The sequence below is a fragment of the Saccharopolyspora gloriosae genome, assembly GCF_014203325.1.
GTDB classification, from domain to species: Bacteria; Actinomycetota; Actinomycetes; order Mycobacteriales; family Pseudonocardiaceae; genus Saccharopolyspora_C; species Saccharopolyspora_C gloriosae.
In genome coordinates this window covers 1325008-1339774 of sequence record NZ_JACHIV010000001.1, presented here as the reverse complement: position 1 = coordinate 1339774, position 14767 = coordinate 1325008, and the positions used below count along the sequence as shown (strand labels likewise).

General features: G+C 71.2%; 13 protein-coding genes. 8 read left to right on the top strand and 5 right to left on the bottom strand.

Translation table 11 applies throughout. The features are described 5' to 3' along the window. Nucleotides 1-163: 163 nt before the first annotated feature. The 3 genes from lipB to BJ969_RS06075 are packed head-to-tail and all read left to right on the top strand — an operon-like array spanning nucleotide 164 to nucleotide 2584. Complete coding sequence (gene lipB, locus BJ969_RS06085; RefSeq protein ID WP_221316210.1) at nucleotides 164-895, top strand: lipoyl(octanoyl) transferase LipB; 732 nt, start codon at nucleotides 164-166, stop codon at nucleotides 893-895. Between the two features lie 58 nt (nucleotides 896-953). Beyond that, nucleotides 954-2099, top strand: coding sequence for a serine hydrolase (locus tag BJ969_RS06080; protein WP_184477866.1), 1146 nt, complete (start codon nucleotides 954-956; stop codon nucleotides 2097-2099). 14 nt (nucleotides 2100-2113) lie between these two features. Beyond that, on the top strand, nucleotides 2114-2584 hold the full coding sequence (locus tag BJ969_RS06075) for an ArsR/SmtB family transcription factor (protein WP_425503530.1): 471 nt from the start codon (nucleotides 2114-2116) through the stop codon (nucleotides 2582-2584). A gap of 6 nt (nucleotides 2585-2590) precedes the next feature. Here BJ969_RS06075 and BJ969_RS06070 read toward each other — a convergent pair whose 3' ends face one another. Further along, nucleotides 2591-3538 (bottom strand): TIGR03560 family F420-dependent LLM class oxidoreductase, encoded by a 948-nt coding sequence (locus BJ969_RS06070; RefSeq protein WP_184477864.1) that lies wholly within the window; start codon nucleotides 3536-3538, stop codon nucleotides 2591-2593. 21 nt (nucleotides 3539-3559) lie between these two features. Then, on the bottom strand, nucleotides 3560-4168 hold the full coding sequence (locus tag BJ969_RS06065; protein WP_184477863.1) for a TetR/AcrR family transcriptional regulator: 609 nt from the start codon (nucleotides 4166-4168) through the stop codon (nucleotides 3560-3562). 111 nt (nucleotides 4169-4279) lie between these two features. Between BJ969_RS06065 and BJ969_RS06060 the strand changes: the two genes are divergently transcribed. The 4 genes from BJ969_RS06060 to BJ969_RS06045 all read left to right on the top strand — a co-directional run bounded on the left by BJ969_RS06060 (nucleotide 4280) and on the right by BJ969_RS06045 (nucleotide 7776). Then, complete coding sequence (locus tag BJ969_RS06060) at nucleotides 4280-4795, top strand: hypothetical protein (RefSeq protein ID WP_184477862.1); 516 nt, start codon at nucleotides 4280-4282, stop codon at nucleotides 4793-4795. Between the two features lie 110 nt (nucleotides 4796-4905). After that, entirely contained in the window at nucleotides 4906-5841 is a 936-nt protein-coding gene (locus BJ969_RS06055) for an oxidoreductase (protein WP_184477861.1), read from the top strand. A gap of 82 nt (nucleotides 5842-5923) precedes the next feature. Then, nucleotides 5924-6928 carry a lipoyl synthase gene (lipA, locus tag BJ969_RS06050; protein ID WP_184477860.1) on the top strand — a complete coding sequence of 335 codons (1005 nt, stop codon included), beginning with the start codon at nucleotides 5924-5926 and terminating at the stop codon, nucleotides 6926-6928. A 119-nt stretch (nucleotides 6929-7047) separates the two neighbouring features. Continuing rightward, entirely contained in the window at nucleotides 7048-7776 is a 729-nt protein-coding gene (locus tag BJ969_RS06045; RefSeq protein WP_184477859.1) for a DUF4191 domain-containing protein, read from the top strand. 129 nt (nucleotides 7777-7905) lie between these two features. On the opposite strand, the gene BJ969_RS06040 is transcribed toward BJ969_RS06045, so the two are convergent. Beyond that, a complete protein-coding gene (locus tag BJ969_RS06040; RefSeq protein ID WP_343071251.1) occupies nucleotides 7906-8409 on the bottom strand; it encodes an RDD family protein in 504 nt (167 codons plus the stop codon). A gap of 226 nt (nucleotides 8410-8635) precedes the next feature. Here BJ969_RS06040 and glnA point away from each other — a divergent pair, with 226 nt between their 5' ends. Then, nucleotides 8636-10060 carry a type I glutamate--ammonia ligase gene (gene glnA / locus BJ969_RS06035; protein ID WP_184477858.1) on the top strand — a complete coding sequence of 475 codons (1425 nt, stop codon included), beginning with the start codon at nucleotides 8636-8638 and terminating at the stop codon, nucleotides 10058-10060. A gap of 87 nt (nucleotides 10061-10147) precedes the next feature. On the opposite strand, the gene BJ969_RS06030 is transcribed toward glnA, so the two are convergent. Both BJ969_RS06030 and BJ969_RS06025 read right to left on the bottom strand, forming a co-directional pair. After that, complete coding sequence (locus BJ969_RS06030) at nucleotides 10148-11014, bottom strand: SMP-30/gluconolactonase/LRE family protein (protein WP_184477857.1); 867 nt, start codon at nucleotides 11012-11014, stop codon at nucleotides 10148-10150. 710 nt (nucleotides 11015-11724) lie between these two features. Continuing rightward, nucleotides 11725-14739, bottom strand: a complete 3015-nt coding sequence (locus tag BJ969_RS06025) for a bifunctional [glutamine synthetase] adenylyltransferase/[glutamine synthetase]-adenylyl-L-tyrosine phosphorylase (protein WP_184477856.1) — start codon at nucleotides 14737-14739, stop codon at nucleotides 11725-11727. Nucleotides 14740-14767 lie beyond the last annotated feature (28 nt).

Below are 14767 nucleotides of genomic sequence, written 5' to 3'. Positions count from 1 at the left end.
TCTCAGCGTCCTTCTCGCGAGGACGGCTTTTTCCCTCGTGGCGGAGCCACTAGGGAAAAAGATCCCGCAGCGAGAAGGACGCTGAGGTTCCGCCACCCGACCCCTACGCAGAACAAGTGGGTACCGACCCCGGGCGTAACCTGACGGCGTGAGTCGTGCGGAGATGTCTTGTCGCGCCTCGACCGATCCGGTCGACGTGCGTGAACTGGGAAGAATCGACTACCTGGACGCTTGGGACCTCCAGCGGGAACTGGCCACGAGCCGCGCTGACGGCGCCGGGCCGGACACGTTGCTGCTGTTGGAGCACCCGTCGGTGTACACCGCCGGGAAGCGCACCCAGCCGGAGGACCGCCCGCAGGACGGGACGCCGGTGATCGACGTGGACCGCGGCGGCAAGATCACGTGGCACGGTCCGGGGCAGATCGTGGGCTATCCGATCCTCGGGCTGGCCGATCCGATCGACGTCGTCGACTACGTGCGCCGCCTGGAGCAGGGCTTGATCCGCACGTGCGCGCGGTTCGGCGTGGAGACCGGCCGGGTCGAGGGACGCAGCGGCGTGTGGCTGGCGGCGGACGACGTCCTGCCGGAGCGCAAGATCGCCGCGATCGGGATCCGGGTGCAGCGCGGCGTGACGATGCACGGCTTGGAGCTCAACTGCACCCCGGACATGGGCCAGTTCGACCGGATCGTCCCGTGCGGCATCCGGGATGCGGGGGTCACGTCGTTGTCGGCGGAGCTGGGCCGGGAGGTGCCGATCGACGAGGTGCTGCCGTGGGTCCGCCAGGACGTGCTGGATGCCGTGGACGGCGTGCTGCCGGTGACGGAGTCGGACATCGCGCGGGTGGAGCCGGAGGCCGCCGGTGTGACGCTGGCGTTGGATCCGACCCTCCGCTGACGATCGAACTCCACTCCTCTAGTATTCCGAAATTACGGACTACTGGAGGAGTGGACCCATGTCGCTGTCCCGCCGCACCCTGCTGACCGGCTGCACCGCCGCCGTCGCCGCCCTGCCGCTGCTCACCGCGTGCTCGCCCGCGCAGGCGCGCAACTCGCTCGCGGGCTCGCGCGCCGCCGAACCCGACCTGAGCACCGCCGACGGCTGGCTCACCTGGATCGCCGACAACCGCGACCACCTCGCCCTCTCCCTGACCGACACCGCGGGCCTGCGGGTCGCGCACCGCGCGCGCACCACGCAGCCGCTGGCCTCGGCGGTGAAGGTCGCGCAGCTCGCCGCGTACGCCACCGCCGTCGCCGAAGGCGGGCTCGACCCGAACGAACAGATCCGCGTCGGCGACTGGGAGCGCTACTACGTGCCCGTCGACGGCGGCGCACACCTCAACGCGCTCGCCGAACTCGGCATCCCCACCGACGCCACCGGCCTGTACGCCGCCGACCCCGAACTGCGGGTCGCGCTCGAACGGCTGGTGACGATGATGATCGCCCACAGCGACAGCGCGGTGCCCGATCTCCTGCGCGACCGGCTCGGCACCGAGGCCGTGCTGCGTGCCGCGCGGGCGGGCGGCTGGGCCGACGCGGACGTCCGCTCCCTGTGCGCGGAATACTTGTTCCTGCTGCTCCCGGACGAAGCCCCCGCGCCCGGCGCCCCGCTGCCGCGACGGCTCGCCATCGGCTTCGAGCTGGAACGCCGCCACCGCGACGACGAGGCCCTGCGCGACCAGGTGCGCGACCGGCTGCTCACCCAGCCGCTACCGACCTACGACGCCCAGCTGACCTGGGCCTCGGACACCGCCGCGAGCACGCCGGAACAGCTCGCGGCCCTGCACCGCGCCATCGCCGAAGGCCGCTACCTGCCCGGCCCGGCCGGGGACATCGCGCGCGGCGTCCTGGAGGGCAAGGCCGCGGGCAACCTGCCCGCGGACATGCTCGGCTTCGGGTTCAAGGGCGGCAGCCTCCCCGGCGTGCTCACCGCGGGGATGTCCGCGCGCTTCACCGACGGCCGCGTCGCCGCCGGAGCGCTGCTCGCGCACGGCGGGATCTCCGCCGCGCAGCTGCAGCAGGGCGACCCGTCGCTGCCGCTGCTCACGGCCCTTCGGGACCCGGCGTGGCGGGACCGGCTGATCTCGGCACTGCGTGGATGAGGCAAGCTCGACCGGTGAGCTCCGACGACGTGCATTCCCGGCTCGACGCGCTCGAACAGCGGGTCGCCGCGCTAGAAGGCCGACCCGCTGCTCCCGCGCGTGAACCCAGCGGCGGGTCCGTGGCCTACCAGGGCAGGCTCGCCGAACCGCTCGCGCTGGAGTGGGACATCCACGTCGATCCGGCCCAGGTGCTGGACCTGCCGGACGCGCCGCGCACCGATGTGCTCGCCGCGCTGGGCCACCCGCTGCGGGCGGCGATGGTGCGCAGGCTCGCCGAAGCGGGCCCGGCCACGACGGCCGAGCTGCAGGAGGCCGCGGAACTCGGCTCGACGGGGCAGCTCTACCACCACCTCAAGAGCCTCACCGGCTGCGGACTGGTCGAGCAGGACAAGCGCGGTTCCTACCGGCTGCGCCCGCAGGCCACCGTGCCCGCGCTCGTCCTGCTCACCGCCGCGTCCGACATCGCCGGACAGCTCCGGTCCTGACCGCCGTCAGCTCAGCTGCGGGGCGACCTCGGCGGCGACCAGGTCGACGTGATCCAGGTCGGCCAGGTCCAGCACCTGCAGGTACAGCCGGGTGATGCCGGTGCGCTCCCGCCAGGTGCCGATCTTGTCGACGGCCTCGGCGGGAGTCCCGGCGAGGCCGTTGGCGCGCAGCTCGTCGACGTCCCGGCCGATGGCGGCGGCCCGCCGCGCGAGCTCCGCGTCGTCCTTGCCGACGCACAGCACCAGCGCGGCGGAGCGGACGATCTCGCCCGCGTCCCTGCCGATCGCCGCGCAGGCCGCCGCGACCCGCTCGTACTGCGCGGTGGCGGTGTCGAGGTCGGTGAACGGCAGGTTGAACTCGTCGGCGAAGCGCGCGGCCAGTTCCGGCGTGCGCTTCTTGCCGCCACCGCCGATGAGCACCGGCGGGCGCGGGCGCTGCGCCGGCTTCGGCAGCGCGGGCGCGTCGGTGAGCCGGTAGTACCGCCCGTCGAAGCTGAACGTCTCCCCTGCCGGGGTGTCCCACAGCCCGGTGATGATCTCCAGCTGCTCGGCGTAGCGGTCGAACCGCTCCTTCAGCGCCGGGAACGGGATGCCGTAGGCCGCGTGCTCCTCCTCGTACCAGCCGCTGCCCAGGCCGAACTCGAGGCGCCCGCCGGACATCTGGTCGACCTGCGCGGCGGCGATCGCCAGCGGCCCCGGGTAGCGGAACGTCCCCGCGGTCATCAGCGTGCCCAGCCGCACCCGCGAGGTCTCCCGCGCCAGCCCGCCGAGGGTCACCCAGGCGTCGGTGGGTCCGGGTTCACCGGACACCGACCCCATCTTCAGGTAGTGGTCGGAGCGGAAGAACGCGTCGTAGCCCGCCGCCTCGGTGGCCTTCGCCACGCGCAGCAGGTCGTCGTAGGTGGCCCCTTGCTGGGGTTCGGTGAAGATGCGGAGTTTGAATGGCTCGGTCACGGGTCCGAGGCTAATCCCCGGCTACCGGTGCTCACTCGCTCGGAGGCCCTGCATCACGGCGTCCACGACCTCGCCGACCTCGGCGCTGGTCTTCTTCTGCTGCGCCGATCCAGCGATGGTGGTGGCGCCCGCGGACAGGGCGCCGAAGACGACGTGCGCGAGCGCCTCCACCGGCAGCTTCGCGAACTCGCCCGCGTCGACCAGCGCGCGCAGCGCCTCCCGGATCACCCCGAAGGTGAAGCGCTCCTCCGCCTCCCGCCAGCGTTCCCAGCCCATCACCGCGGGCGCTTCGTGCACGACGATGCGCTGGTAGGAGGGTTCGAGGCAGACCTTGAGGAACTCGCCGAGCCCGGCGCGCACGGTCTCCCAGATGTTGCCGGAGCCGAACAGCTCGGCCGACAGCCGCCGCACCACCTGGGCCTCGACCTCTTCGAAGGCGGCCTCGAACAGCGCCTGCTTGCCGTTGAAGTGGTGGTAGAGGGCGCCTTTGGTGACGCGGGCGCGCTTGGCGATCTCGTCGAGCGAGGTTCCGGCGTAGCCCTTCTTCGTGAACAGGGCCACCGCCGAATCCACCAGCGCCTGCCTGGTGCTCTCGGTGTGCTCCACTCGCCGGGGCCGGGCTGTAGCCATACTCACAATCATAAGACATACCTCCGGTATGGGACCGGTGGTACCTTCGAACGCACATACCCTCGGTATGCCGCACACCCGGAGTACGCCACCGTCCAGTCTGGAGGAACCATGACCTGGAACGACTTCTACCAGCGGCAACACGCCATCAGGGCAGTCCTCGACCACGCCCGCGAACACCCGGCCGTACCGCTGGATCTCGACCTGGTGCCCGCCGCAGCGGCCGTCTTCACCGACCGCGGGCAACTCCTGCGAGCGCTGCAGCACAAGTGGAGCAGCAGCCTCACCGGCCGCATCGACATCGGCATCGAGGACGCCGACGCCGACCCCCGCGGCGACCGGGTCGAGGCCGTGAGCGCCGCCTGGCGGCGCACCACCGCGGACCACCCCGTGCTGCGCCGGGTGCTCGACTCGCACGCCGACGACCCGGCGATCACCGGCCTGCTGAGCCGGGAACGGCGGATGCTCGCGGTCTCCGCCGGACTCGCCGAGCAGCACGAACCCGCCGCGGAGCTCGACCGCGTCGGCGCCGCGTTCCTCGGCCTGCTGCGCGCCGCCGCGCCCTCGGCCCGCACCCGCCGCCGCGGACCGCTGTCGCAGCTGCGCAAGGTCATCCCCAGCCGCTGAAGCACGGCGCCGGACCCGCACGAGCTCGGCGCGGAATTCGCGCGGCGGTGATCCGATCGTGCTGCGGCACGCCTTTTCCCCGCCCGCCGACGCAGGTAAGGGTGGAAGGCATGGCGCACTGGACAACCTCCGACATCCCGGACCAGCACGGCCGCACCGTGCTCATCACCGGCGCGAACTCGGGCCTCGGCCTGCACAGCTCGCAGGTGCTGGCGGCCCGCGGCGCCCGAGTGCTGATGGCCTGCCGCAACCCCGAGCGGGGCCGCGGAGCGCGCGACCAGGTGGCCGCGCACGCCGCGGTCGAACCGGAACTCGTCGAGCTCGACCTCGCCGACCTGGCGTCGGTGCGCAAAGCCGCCGAGCAGGTGCGGGACAGCACCGGCGACCGCCTCGACGTGCTGATGAACAACGCCGGAGTGATGGCACCCCCGCTCGGCGCCACCCAGGACGGCTTCGAGCTGCAGATCGGCACCAACCACCTCGGGCACGCGGCGCTGACCTGGCTGCTGATGCCCGCGCTGCGCGCCACCCCCGGCGCGCGGGTCGTGACGCTGTCCAGCATCGCCCACCGCGGCGGCTCGCTCGACCTCGACGACCTGAACTTCCACCGCCGCCGCTACTCGCCCACCCGCGCCTACTCGCAGTCGAAGCTGGCGAACCTGCTGTTCGCCTTCGAACTCGACCGCCGCGCGCAGCGGGACGGCCTGGACCTGCGCAGCGTCGCCGCGCACCCGGGGATGAGCAGCACCGAGCTCGCGATGAACTCGCTGCACGCCCGCTCGCTGCCGGGGCCGCTCACCAAGGTCGCACGCGGGATCAACGGCCTGATCACCCAGTCCGGCGAGCAGGGCGCACTGCCGCAGCTCTACGCGGCCACCGCACCGGGCGCGACCAGCGGCAGCTACTACGGCCCGAACGGGTTCGCCGAGATCCGCGGCTACCCGAACCGCGCCAAGGCCAGCCGGGCGGCGGCCGACGTCGACACCGCGCGCCGGCTGTGGACGCTGACCGAGGAACTCACCGGCGTCACCGCCGATCCCGCCTGACCTGCCGGGTGTGGCGCACGGATCACCGCTGCGCCCCCGTCGCGGTTTCGGGATGAACCGGTCGGGGGCGTAGCCTGAACGCGTGACTGCGGCGCCAGAGGGGCGGAAGTTGTTGCGTCTGGAAGTGCGCAACAGCCAGACGCCCATCGAAAAGAAGCCATCGTGGATCAAGACCCGAGCTCGGATGGGTCCCGAGTACCAAGAGCTCAAGGGCTTGGTCCGCCGGGAGGGGCTGAACACCGTCTGCGAGGAGGCGGGCTGCCCCAACATCTTCGAATGCTGGGAGGACCGGGAGGCGACCTTCCTCATCGGCGGTGACCAGTGCACCCGCCGCTGCGACTTCTGCCAGATCGACACCGGCAAACCCGCCGAGCTCGACACCACCGAGCCGCGCAAGGTCGCCGAGTCGGTGCAGGCCATGGGGCTGCGCTACTCCACGGTGACCGGCGTGGCGCGGGACGACCTCGCCGACGGCGGCGCCTGGCTGTACGCGGAGACGGTGCGCCAGATCCACGACCTGAACCCCGGCACCGGGGTCGAGCTGCTGATCCCGGACTTCAACGCGGAGCCGGACCAGCTCGCCGAGGTCTTCAGCTCCCGCCCCGAGGTGCTCGCGCACAACCTGGAGACCGTGCCCAGCGTGTTCAAGCGGATGCGCCCCGCGTTCCGCTACGACCGCTCGCTCAAGGTCCTCACCGAGGCGCGCGACGCCGGGCTCGTCACCAAGTCCAACCTCATCCTGGGCATGGGCGAGACCCCCGAAGAGGTGCGGCCCGCGCTGCAGGACCTGCACGACGCGGGTTGCGACATCATCACGATCACCCAGTACCTGCGGCCCAGCCCGCGCCACCACCCGGTGGACCGCTGGGTGAAGCCGGAGGAGTTCGTCGAGCACACGAAGGCCGCCGAGGAGATCGGCTTCCCCGGTGTGATGGCCGGTCCGCTGGTCCGTTCCAGCTACCGCGCGGGCCGGCTCTACGCCAAGGCCACCCAGCACCGCGGCATGCCGCTGCCGGAGAACCTCTCCCACCTCGCGCAGGCGCAGCCCGCCGCGCAGGAGGCCAGCAGCCTGCTCGCCCGCCAGTAGCCCGCTGAACAGGGAATTCACCGCCCGTCGCGCACCTCGCGCGGCGGGCGGTGCCGTTTCTGCGGGCCAGGTGCACCGTGCCTGGGGAGGACTTGAGGCCCCGCCGTATCCTGAAAGGCATGGCCAACCAGGACAAGGCAGCCAAGAAGGCGGCGAAGAAGGAACGGCGCGCGGCCTTCCGCGGTCGCATCGGGCAGATCTGGCAAGCGTTCCAGATGCAACGCCGCGAGGACCGCCTGCTGCTGCCGTTGATGATCGGCATCTTCCTGGTGGTCGCGGTCGCGGTCTTCTTCATCGGCATGATCTGGAACCTGCACTGGGCGTTCCTGCCGGTGGGCATCGCGCTGGGCCTGCTCGGCGCCGTGATCATCTTCGGCCGCCGGGTGCAGGCGACGGTGTACCGCAAGGCCGACGGCCAGCCCGGCGCGGCGGGTTGGGCGCTGGAGAACATGCGCGGCAACTGGAAGCTGTCCCAGGCCGTGGCCGGAACCGCGCAGCTCGACGCGGTGCACCGGGTGATCGGCCGCCCCGGCATCGTGCTGGTCGGCGAGGGCGCCCCGAGCCGGGTGAAGTCGCTGATGGCGCAGGAGAAGAAGCGGGTGGCTCGGCTGGTCGGCGAGACGCCGATCTACGAGATCATGATCGGCGGCGAAGAGGGCCAGGTGCCGCTGAGCAAGCTCCAGACGCACATGATGAAGCTCCCGCGCAACATCAACGCGGGCCAGGTCGACTCGCTGGAGAACCGGCTCTCGGCGCTGGCGAGCAGCCGCGGCAACGCGATGCCGAAGGGCCCGATGCCGCAGGGCGCCAAGATGCGCAACGTGCAGCGCGCCATGCGCCGCCGCTGAGCCGTACGACTTCGACGCGGATCCGCCGGGCACGTCCCGCCGGGTCCGCGTCTTTTTTCGTCCCCGCGCCGCCTCGACGGGCGGGTCCCTGCTGGCGGGCGCCGCGCCGCCGGCGAACGGCCGCCCGCGTCAGCGCCGGACCACCACGGTCCCGGTGAGCCGGTCCAGCCAGGACCTCCCGTCGACGTTGCGGATCACCGCGGGGATCAGCACGCCCGTCAGCACGGCGCGCACCAGCGCACGCCACACGCCCACCGCGCCGGGACCGTCCACCCGGACGACCCAGATGCCGGTGACCAGCATCCCGGGCGTGAACCCCACGAAGGCCACGGGCACCGCGGTGATCAGGAACCAGGACAGCAGGCTCCAGTTCGCGGGCAGTTCCGGTGCCGTGAACAGTCCCGCGACCAGCGCGGCCAGCAGGATGTCCACCACGAACCCGAGCAACCTGCGGCCACCGGTGGCGACCGCGCCCTGCCCGCTCTCCGGCAACCCGAGCCACTCACCGCGCCACCGCGGCCGGGGACCGTGGCCGAACAGGCCACCGATACCCTCCGCCGGGGCTTCGCCGGAGTCGTCGCTCCCGCTGTTCTGGCTGCTCATCTCGGATCGGGATCCCGTCTTCTCGCCCACGCCTCCAGCCTACGACCGCACGGCAGAGCGAAACCGACCGGCGCCGACGCCGCGTGCTGATCTGCCCTGCGTAACCGGCCTCACCCGTTCAGGCGGTCGTTAACGTCGGCGAAACATCAAGGTGACGGCCGAGCAACACCCGTGACATAACGTTGGCGACGAGCCGGTGAGCTCGAAGCACGCGCGCCGGTGAGCAGTCAATCAGTGCGTGAAGGAGCCATCGAGGGTGTTCAAGAATCCAGACGAGGTCCTGCGCTTCATCTCCGATGAGGACGTGAAGTACGTCGATGTCCGGTTCTGCGACCTGCCGGGTGTCATGCAGCACTTCACGGTGCCCGCCTCGGCGTTCGACCAGGACTCCTTCACCGAAGGGCTGGCCTTCGACGGCTCCTCGGTCCGAGGGTTCCAGTCGATCCACGAGTCGGACATGCTGCTGCTGCCGGACCCGTACACCGCGCGCATCGACCCGTACCGCGCCCAGAAGACGCTCATCCTGAACTTCTTCGTGCACGACCCGTTCACGCTGGAGCCCTACAGCCGCGACCCGCGCAACATCGCGCGCAAGGCCGAGCAGTACCTGGCCGAGTCCGGCATCGCCGACACCGTCTTCTTCGGCGCCGAAGCCGAGTTCTACATCTTCGACTCGGTCCGCTTCGGCGAGGGCCCGAACCGCAGCTTCGCCGAAGTCGACTCCGTCGAGGGCTGGTGGAACACCGAGCGCGACGAAGAGGGCGGCAACAAGGGCTACAAGACCCGGATGAAGGGCGGCTACTTCCCGGTCCCGCCCTACGACCACTTCGCGGACCTGCGCGACAAGATCTCCACCGAGCTGAGCGACGCCGGGTTCACCATCGAGCGCGCCCACCACGAGGTCGGCACCGGTGGCCAGACGGAGATCAACTACAAGTTCAACACGATGCTGCACGCCGCGGACGACCTGCAGCTGTTCAAGTACATCGTGAAGAACACCGCTGCGGAGGACGGCCGCACGGTCACCTTCATGCCCAAGCCGCTGTTCGGTGACAACGGCTCCGGCATGCACAGCCACATGTCGCTGTGGAAGGACGGCTCTCCGCTGTTCTACGACGAGTCCGGCTACGGCGGGCTCTCCGACATGGCGCGGCACTACATCGGCGGCATCCTGCACCACGCCCCGAGCCTGCTGGCGTTCACCAACCCGACGATCAACTCGTACCACCGACTGGTGCCGGGCTACGAGGCGCCGGTGAACCTGGTGTACTCGCAGCGCAACCGCTCCGCCTGCATGCGCATCCCGATCACCGGCAGCAACCCGAAGGCCAAGCGCGTCGAGTTCCGCTGTCCGGACCCGTCGGGCAACCCGTACCTGGCGTTCGCGGCGATGATGATGGCCGGCCTCGACGGCATCAAGAACAAGATCGAGCCGCCGGAGCCGATCGACAAGGACCTCTACGAGCTGCCGCCCGAGGAGGCCAAGAACGTCCCGCAGGTCCCGGACAGCCTGGAGAAGGTCATCGACCGGCTCGAGGAGGACCACGACTACCTGCTCGAAGGCGGCGTGTTCACCCCGGACCTGATCGAGACCTGGATTCGCCTCAAGCGCGAGGACGAGATCGACCCGATCCGGCTGCGCCCGCACCCGCACGAGTACGCCCTGTACTTCGACGTGTGATCGTCCGGCGCACAGCGCGAAGCGGGCCGGTCGGGAGAGTGCTCCCGGCCGGCCCGCTTTCTCGTGCGCGTCCCCGTCGCGCGGGGTTCACGTGCCGTTCCACGGCGCCAGCGGGCTGCCGGTGGATCCGGGCCGGAAGCGGAACAGCGCGCCCGCGTACGGATCGGCGACCAGGGCCCGCTCGTCGTAGCCGGCGCACGCCGAGGTCACGTACATCTCGTCCAGCCTGCGCCCGCCGAACACCAGCCCCGTGATGCGCCGGGTCGGCGCCCACAGCACCGTCTCCAGGTCCCCGCCGGGGCTGTAGCGGTGGATCCGGCCGCTGCCGCGCATCGCGACCCACACGCCGCCCTCGTTGTCCATCGCCAGCCCGTCGGGGTGGCCTTCGGATTCGTTGCACACGATCCACCGCCTGCCCCGCCCGGCACGACCGTGCGCCACGTCGTAGTCGAAGGCCCAGATCACCCGTGGCACGGTGTCGATCACGTACATGGTCCCGCCGTCCGGGCTCCAGCCGATCCCGCCGGAGAGCGTCAACCCGTCCACGAGCACCCGCGCGCGCGTCCCGTCCAGCACGTACAGCGCGCTGCGCTTCGCCTCGCGGCTGTGGGTGAGGGTGCCCGCGACGAATCTGCCCGCCGGGTCGCAGGCGCCGCCGCTCATCCGGTCGCCGGCCTGCACGCCGGTGATGGGTTCGAGTGCGGCCCGCCCGGGGAAGAGCCGGGAGAACCCTCTGTCGGCGGCCGCGATGAGCTGTCCGTTGCGGGTCGCGCCGAGCGCCGTGACGACTCCAGGTAGGACTTGAACCTCGTCCGCCTCGGAATCGCGGTGGTAGCTGTGCAGTTCCCTGCGCAGCACGTCCACCCAGTACAGGCAATTCAGCGTCGACATCCACAACGGCCCGGCGCCGCAAAGCGCCTGCCGGTCGACGAGTAATTCGAAGTCCTCGGCCACCATGCACTCCTATTCGGACCCGCCCGGACGCCGGTCATGCGCGCACCGTTCGCGGTGCGAGAAGGTTACCGTCACGATAGCGACGGGAAGACCTCCGAATGGGCTGTTCCGCAGAAATTCAAGGCTCCACCGCCATCCCACAATCGTCCGAATTGGACTTTCGCGAGAGCCTTGATGCGCTCGCCGAATACGATTCCCCAGCACAGCGAGCAGTGCTCCGGCGCAGGCGAGGCGCTTCCACGACCGTGATCACCGGCCGTGCACATTCTCACAGGCGATCCGGGCAACCAGCCGACAATTCCTCAAGGCAGTGCATTTGCACGTGCAGGAACACGCGGGGTCTCCGGCGCGGAAATGAGCCCCATTCGGCCGCTTCAGCCCGCAACCGAACACGTCGGCACCGTGACCACCGTTGACGGGAACAAGCAGCGCAGAATAATCCGCAAAAGCACGGGAACCGCCGTCGCGGGGCAATCCGATACCAACCAGAACCGGAATAACTGGCCGGTACGCCCCGCTCGGCCGTCCGCACACCTGCCGAAGCCCGCCTCCGCTGCACCCGAATAGCGCACAGGGGACCGCCCGGTACGTCCCCGCCCGGTGGAGGCGGCCGACGAGCGCTCGCCGTACACCGACGCGGGCCCGGCGGTCTCGATCAGGCGAGGCGACCCGCGCCGAGCACGTCGACGAGCCCCTCCGCGCAGGACGGCTCAGTCCTCGTAGAACACCCGCTCCACCACGGCCCGGGCACGCCGGGTCACCCGCAGGTAGTCGTCGAGCACCTCGCCGGTGTCGACGTCGCCGGAGTAGCCGAGCGCCGCGGCCACCGCGGTCAGCTCCCGCACCTGCTTGGGCAGCTGGTCACCGGACTTGCCGCGCACCAGCATCACCGCGTTGCGGGACCGCATCGCCAACGTCCACGCCTCGCCGAGCTCCGCGGCGTCCTGCTCGTCCAGCACCCCGACCTGCACCGCTGCGTCCAGTCCTCGCATCGTCGAGGTGACGCGCAACGATTCGTGCTCGTGGCCGTGGCGCAACTGCACCAGCTGCAAGGTCCACTCGACGTCGGCGAGCCCGCCGCGGCCCAGCTTGGTGTGCGTGGCCGGGTCGGCGCCGCGCGGCAGGCGTTCCGAGTCGACCCGGGCCTTGATCCGGCGGATCTCCCGGATGCGAGCGTCGTCCAGGCCACCGTCCGGGTACCGGATCGGGTCGATGGCCGTGCAGAACCGCTCGCCCAGCTCCGAGTCGCCCGCGACCGGCCGGGCCCGCAGCAGCGCCTGCGCCTCCCACACCTCGCCCCAGCGGCGGTAGTAGTTGAGGTACGAGTCGACGGTGCGCACCAACGGGCCGCTGCGGCCCTCCGGGCGGAGGTCGATGTCCACTTCCAGCGGCGGGTCCTGACTCGGCGCACCCAGCAGGCGGCGCACCTGCTCCACCACCGACGTGGCGAAGCGGACCGCCGTGGACTCCGGCACCTCCGGCAGCGGTTCGCACACGAACATCACGTCGGCGTCCGATCCGTACCCGAGCTCCGCGCCGCCGAGGCGCCCCATGCCGATCACCGCGATCCGCGCGGGCACCGTCTGCCACTCCGGCCGGGCCGCCACGTCGCGCACCGAGGTGTCCAGCGCGGCCTCCAGCACCGCGGCCCACACGCTCGACAGCGCCCGGAACACCTCCGTCGGCGGCAACAGGCCCAGCAGGTCGGCGCACGCGATGCGCAACAGTTCGTGGCGGCGCAACGACCGCGCCGCCGCCACCGCCCGGCTCGGCTCCGCGTGCCGCGCGACCGCGCTGCGCAGCGAGGTCGCGACCTCCCGCGGATCCCGCTCGGCCAGGGCCGGGGTGTCCGAGAGCAGCCGCAGCACCTCCGGCGCGCGCACCAACAGCTCCGGCACGAGCTTCGACGTCCCGAGCAGCTGCGCGAGCCGTTCGGCGACCACCCCTTCGTCCCGCAGCAACCGCAGGTACCAGGGCGTTTCCGCCAGCGCCTCGGACACCTTCCGGTACGCCAGCAAACCGCCGTCCGGGTCCGGCGTGTTCGCCAGCAGGTCCAGCAGCATCGGCAGCAGCGCGCCCTGGATGTGCGCCCGGCGCGACACCCCCGAGGTCAGCGCCTCGATGTGCCGCAGCGCGCCCTCCGGCGAGCTGTACCCCAGCGCCGCGAGCCGTTGCACCGCGGCGCCGGTGGTGAGCCGCAACGCGTCCGTCGGAACCTTCGCCACCGCCTCCAGCAGCGGGCGGTAGAACAACTTCTCGTGCAGCCTGCGCACCCGGTTGCTGTGCCTGCGGTACTCGGCGACCAGCACCTCACCCGCGCTGCGGCGCCCGCTGGAACGCAGCCCCACCGAACGCGCCAGCACGTGCAGCCCGTCCTTGTCGTCCAGTTCGGGCAGCAGGTGGGTGCGGCGCAACCGCCGCAGCTGCACCCGGTGTTCCAGGGTGCGCAGGAACCGGTAGGACTCGACGAGGTCCGCGGCGTCGGCACGGGCGACGTAACCGCCTTCGCCTAGCGAGCGCAACGCGTCGACCGTGCTCGGGCTCCGCAGGTCCGCGTCGCTGCGACCGTGCACCATCTGCAGCAGCTGCACCGCGAACTCCACGTCCCGCAGCCCGCCGGGGCCCAGCTTGAGCTCCCGTTCGGACAGTTCAGCGGGCACGTGATCTTCGACCCGGCGGCGCATCGATCGCACGTCGGGGACGAAGTCCTCCCGTTCTGCGGCGGTCCACACCTGCGGCCACACCGCGTCCACGTACTGCTGCCCCAACTCGACGTCGCCCGCGACCGGCCGCGCCTTCAGCAACGCCTGGAACTCCCACGTCCGGGCCCACCTGCGGTAATAGCTCTGGTAGCCGTCGAGGGTGCGCACCAGCGCACCCGCCTTGCCCTCCGGACGCAGTGCCGCGTCCACCTCGAAGAACGCCGGCCCCGCGACGCGCATCATCATGCTGGCGAGCTTTGTCGCACCCGGCAGCGCTTCCTCGGACTTCGCGACGAACACGACGTCGACATCGCTGACGTAGTTGAGCTCCCGGCCACCGGTCTTGCCCATCGCGATCACCGCGAGGTCCTCGGCGCTGTCCCCGCCTTCCCTGCCGGTCAGCTCCGCGGCCCCCACCACCAGGGCCGCGCGCAGCGCCGCGACCGCGAGGTCCGACAGTCCCGCCGCGACGTCCTCGAAGGACGCCCCGGCCAGGTCCCGTTCCACGATCGGGCGCAGGTCGGCTGCGGCCACCTCCAGCAGCAGCCCTCGGTACGCGCCGCGCAGCGCGCTGATCGCCTCGGTGCCGGTGAGGACACCGTCCGCCGAGCGCACCGAATTCACCAGCTCGTCGGTCAACGCCGCGACGTCGGGCCGCTCACCCGCCGGCCTCGGACGCAACCGGCGCCAGTCCTGCGGATACGCCACCAGGTGATCGGCGAACGCGCTCGACGCTCCCAGCACTCCGATGAGCCCGCCACGAACAGCGGTGTCCGCCGCCAGTTCCTTCGCCAGCTCCGGCCACTCGTCGGCCGCGGCCTCGCGCAGTCGATCCACCGCGAGCAGCGCCAGATCGGGATCGGGAGCACGCGACAGCGCCGAGACCACCGGCTCGTCCGTCGGCCCCGCGTCGGACCACCACCCGGCCGCCCGCAGTTGCTGTTCCGCGCGAACGACATCGCTGAAGCCGTACCGCGCCGGAGAAGGAGCCGAACCCGAACGTGACGAGTTGCCATTGCTCATACTCCGCACGGTAGCCGGACACGACTGC

Coding starts and splice junctions, on each gene's coding strand:
- lipB (WP_221316210.1), top strand. CDS start 164: ATGTCTTGTCGCGCCTCGACCGATCCGGTCGACGTGCGTGAACTGGGA.
- BJ969_RS06080 (WP_184477866.1), top strand. CDS start 954: ATGTCGCTGTCCCGCCGCACCCTGCTGACCGGCTGCACCGCCGCCGTC.
- BJ969_RS06065 (WP_184477863.1), bottom strand. CDS start 4,168: ATGGCTACAGCCCGGCCCCGGCGAGTGGAGCACACCGAGAGCACCAGG.
- BJ969_RS06060 (WP_184477862.1), top strand. CDS start 4,280: ATGACCTGGAACGACTTCTACCAGCGGCAACACGCCATCAGGGCAGTC.
- BJ969_RS06055 (WP_184477861.1), top strand. CDS start 4,906: ATGGCGCACTGGACAACCTCCGACATCCCGGACCAGCACGGCCGCACC.
- BJ969_RS06045 (WP_184477859.1), top strand. CDS start 7,048: ATGGCCAACCAGGACAAGGCAGCCAAGAAGGCGGCGAAGAAGGAACGG.
- BJ969_RS06025 (WP_184477856.1), bottom strand. CDS start 14,739: ATGAGCAATGGCAACTCGTCACGTTCGGGTTCGGCTCCTTCTCCGGCG.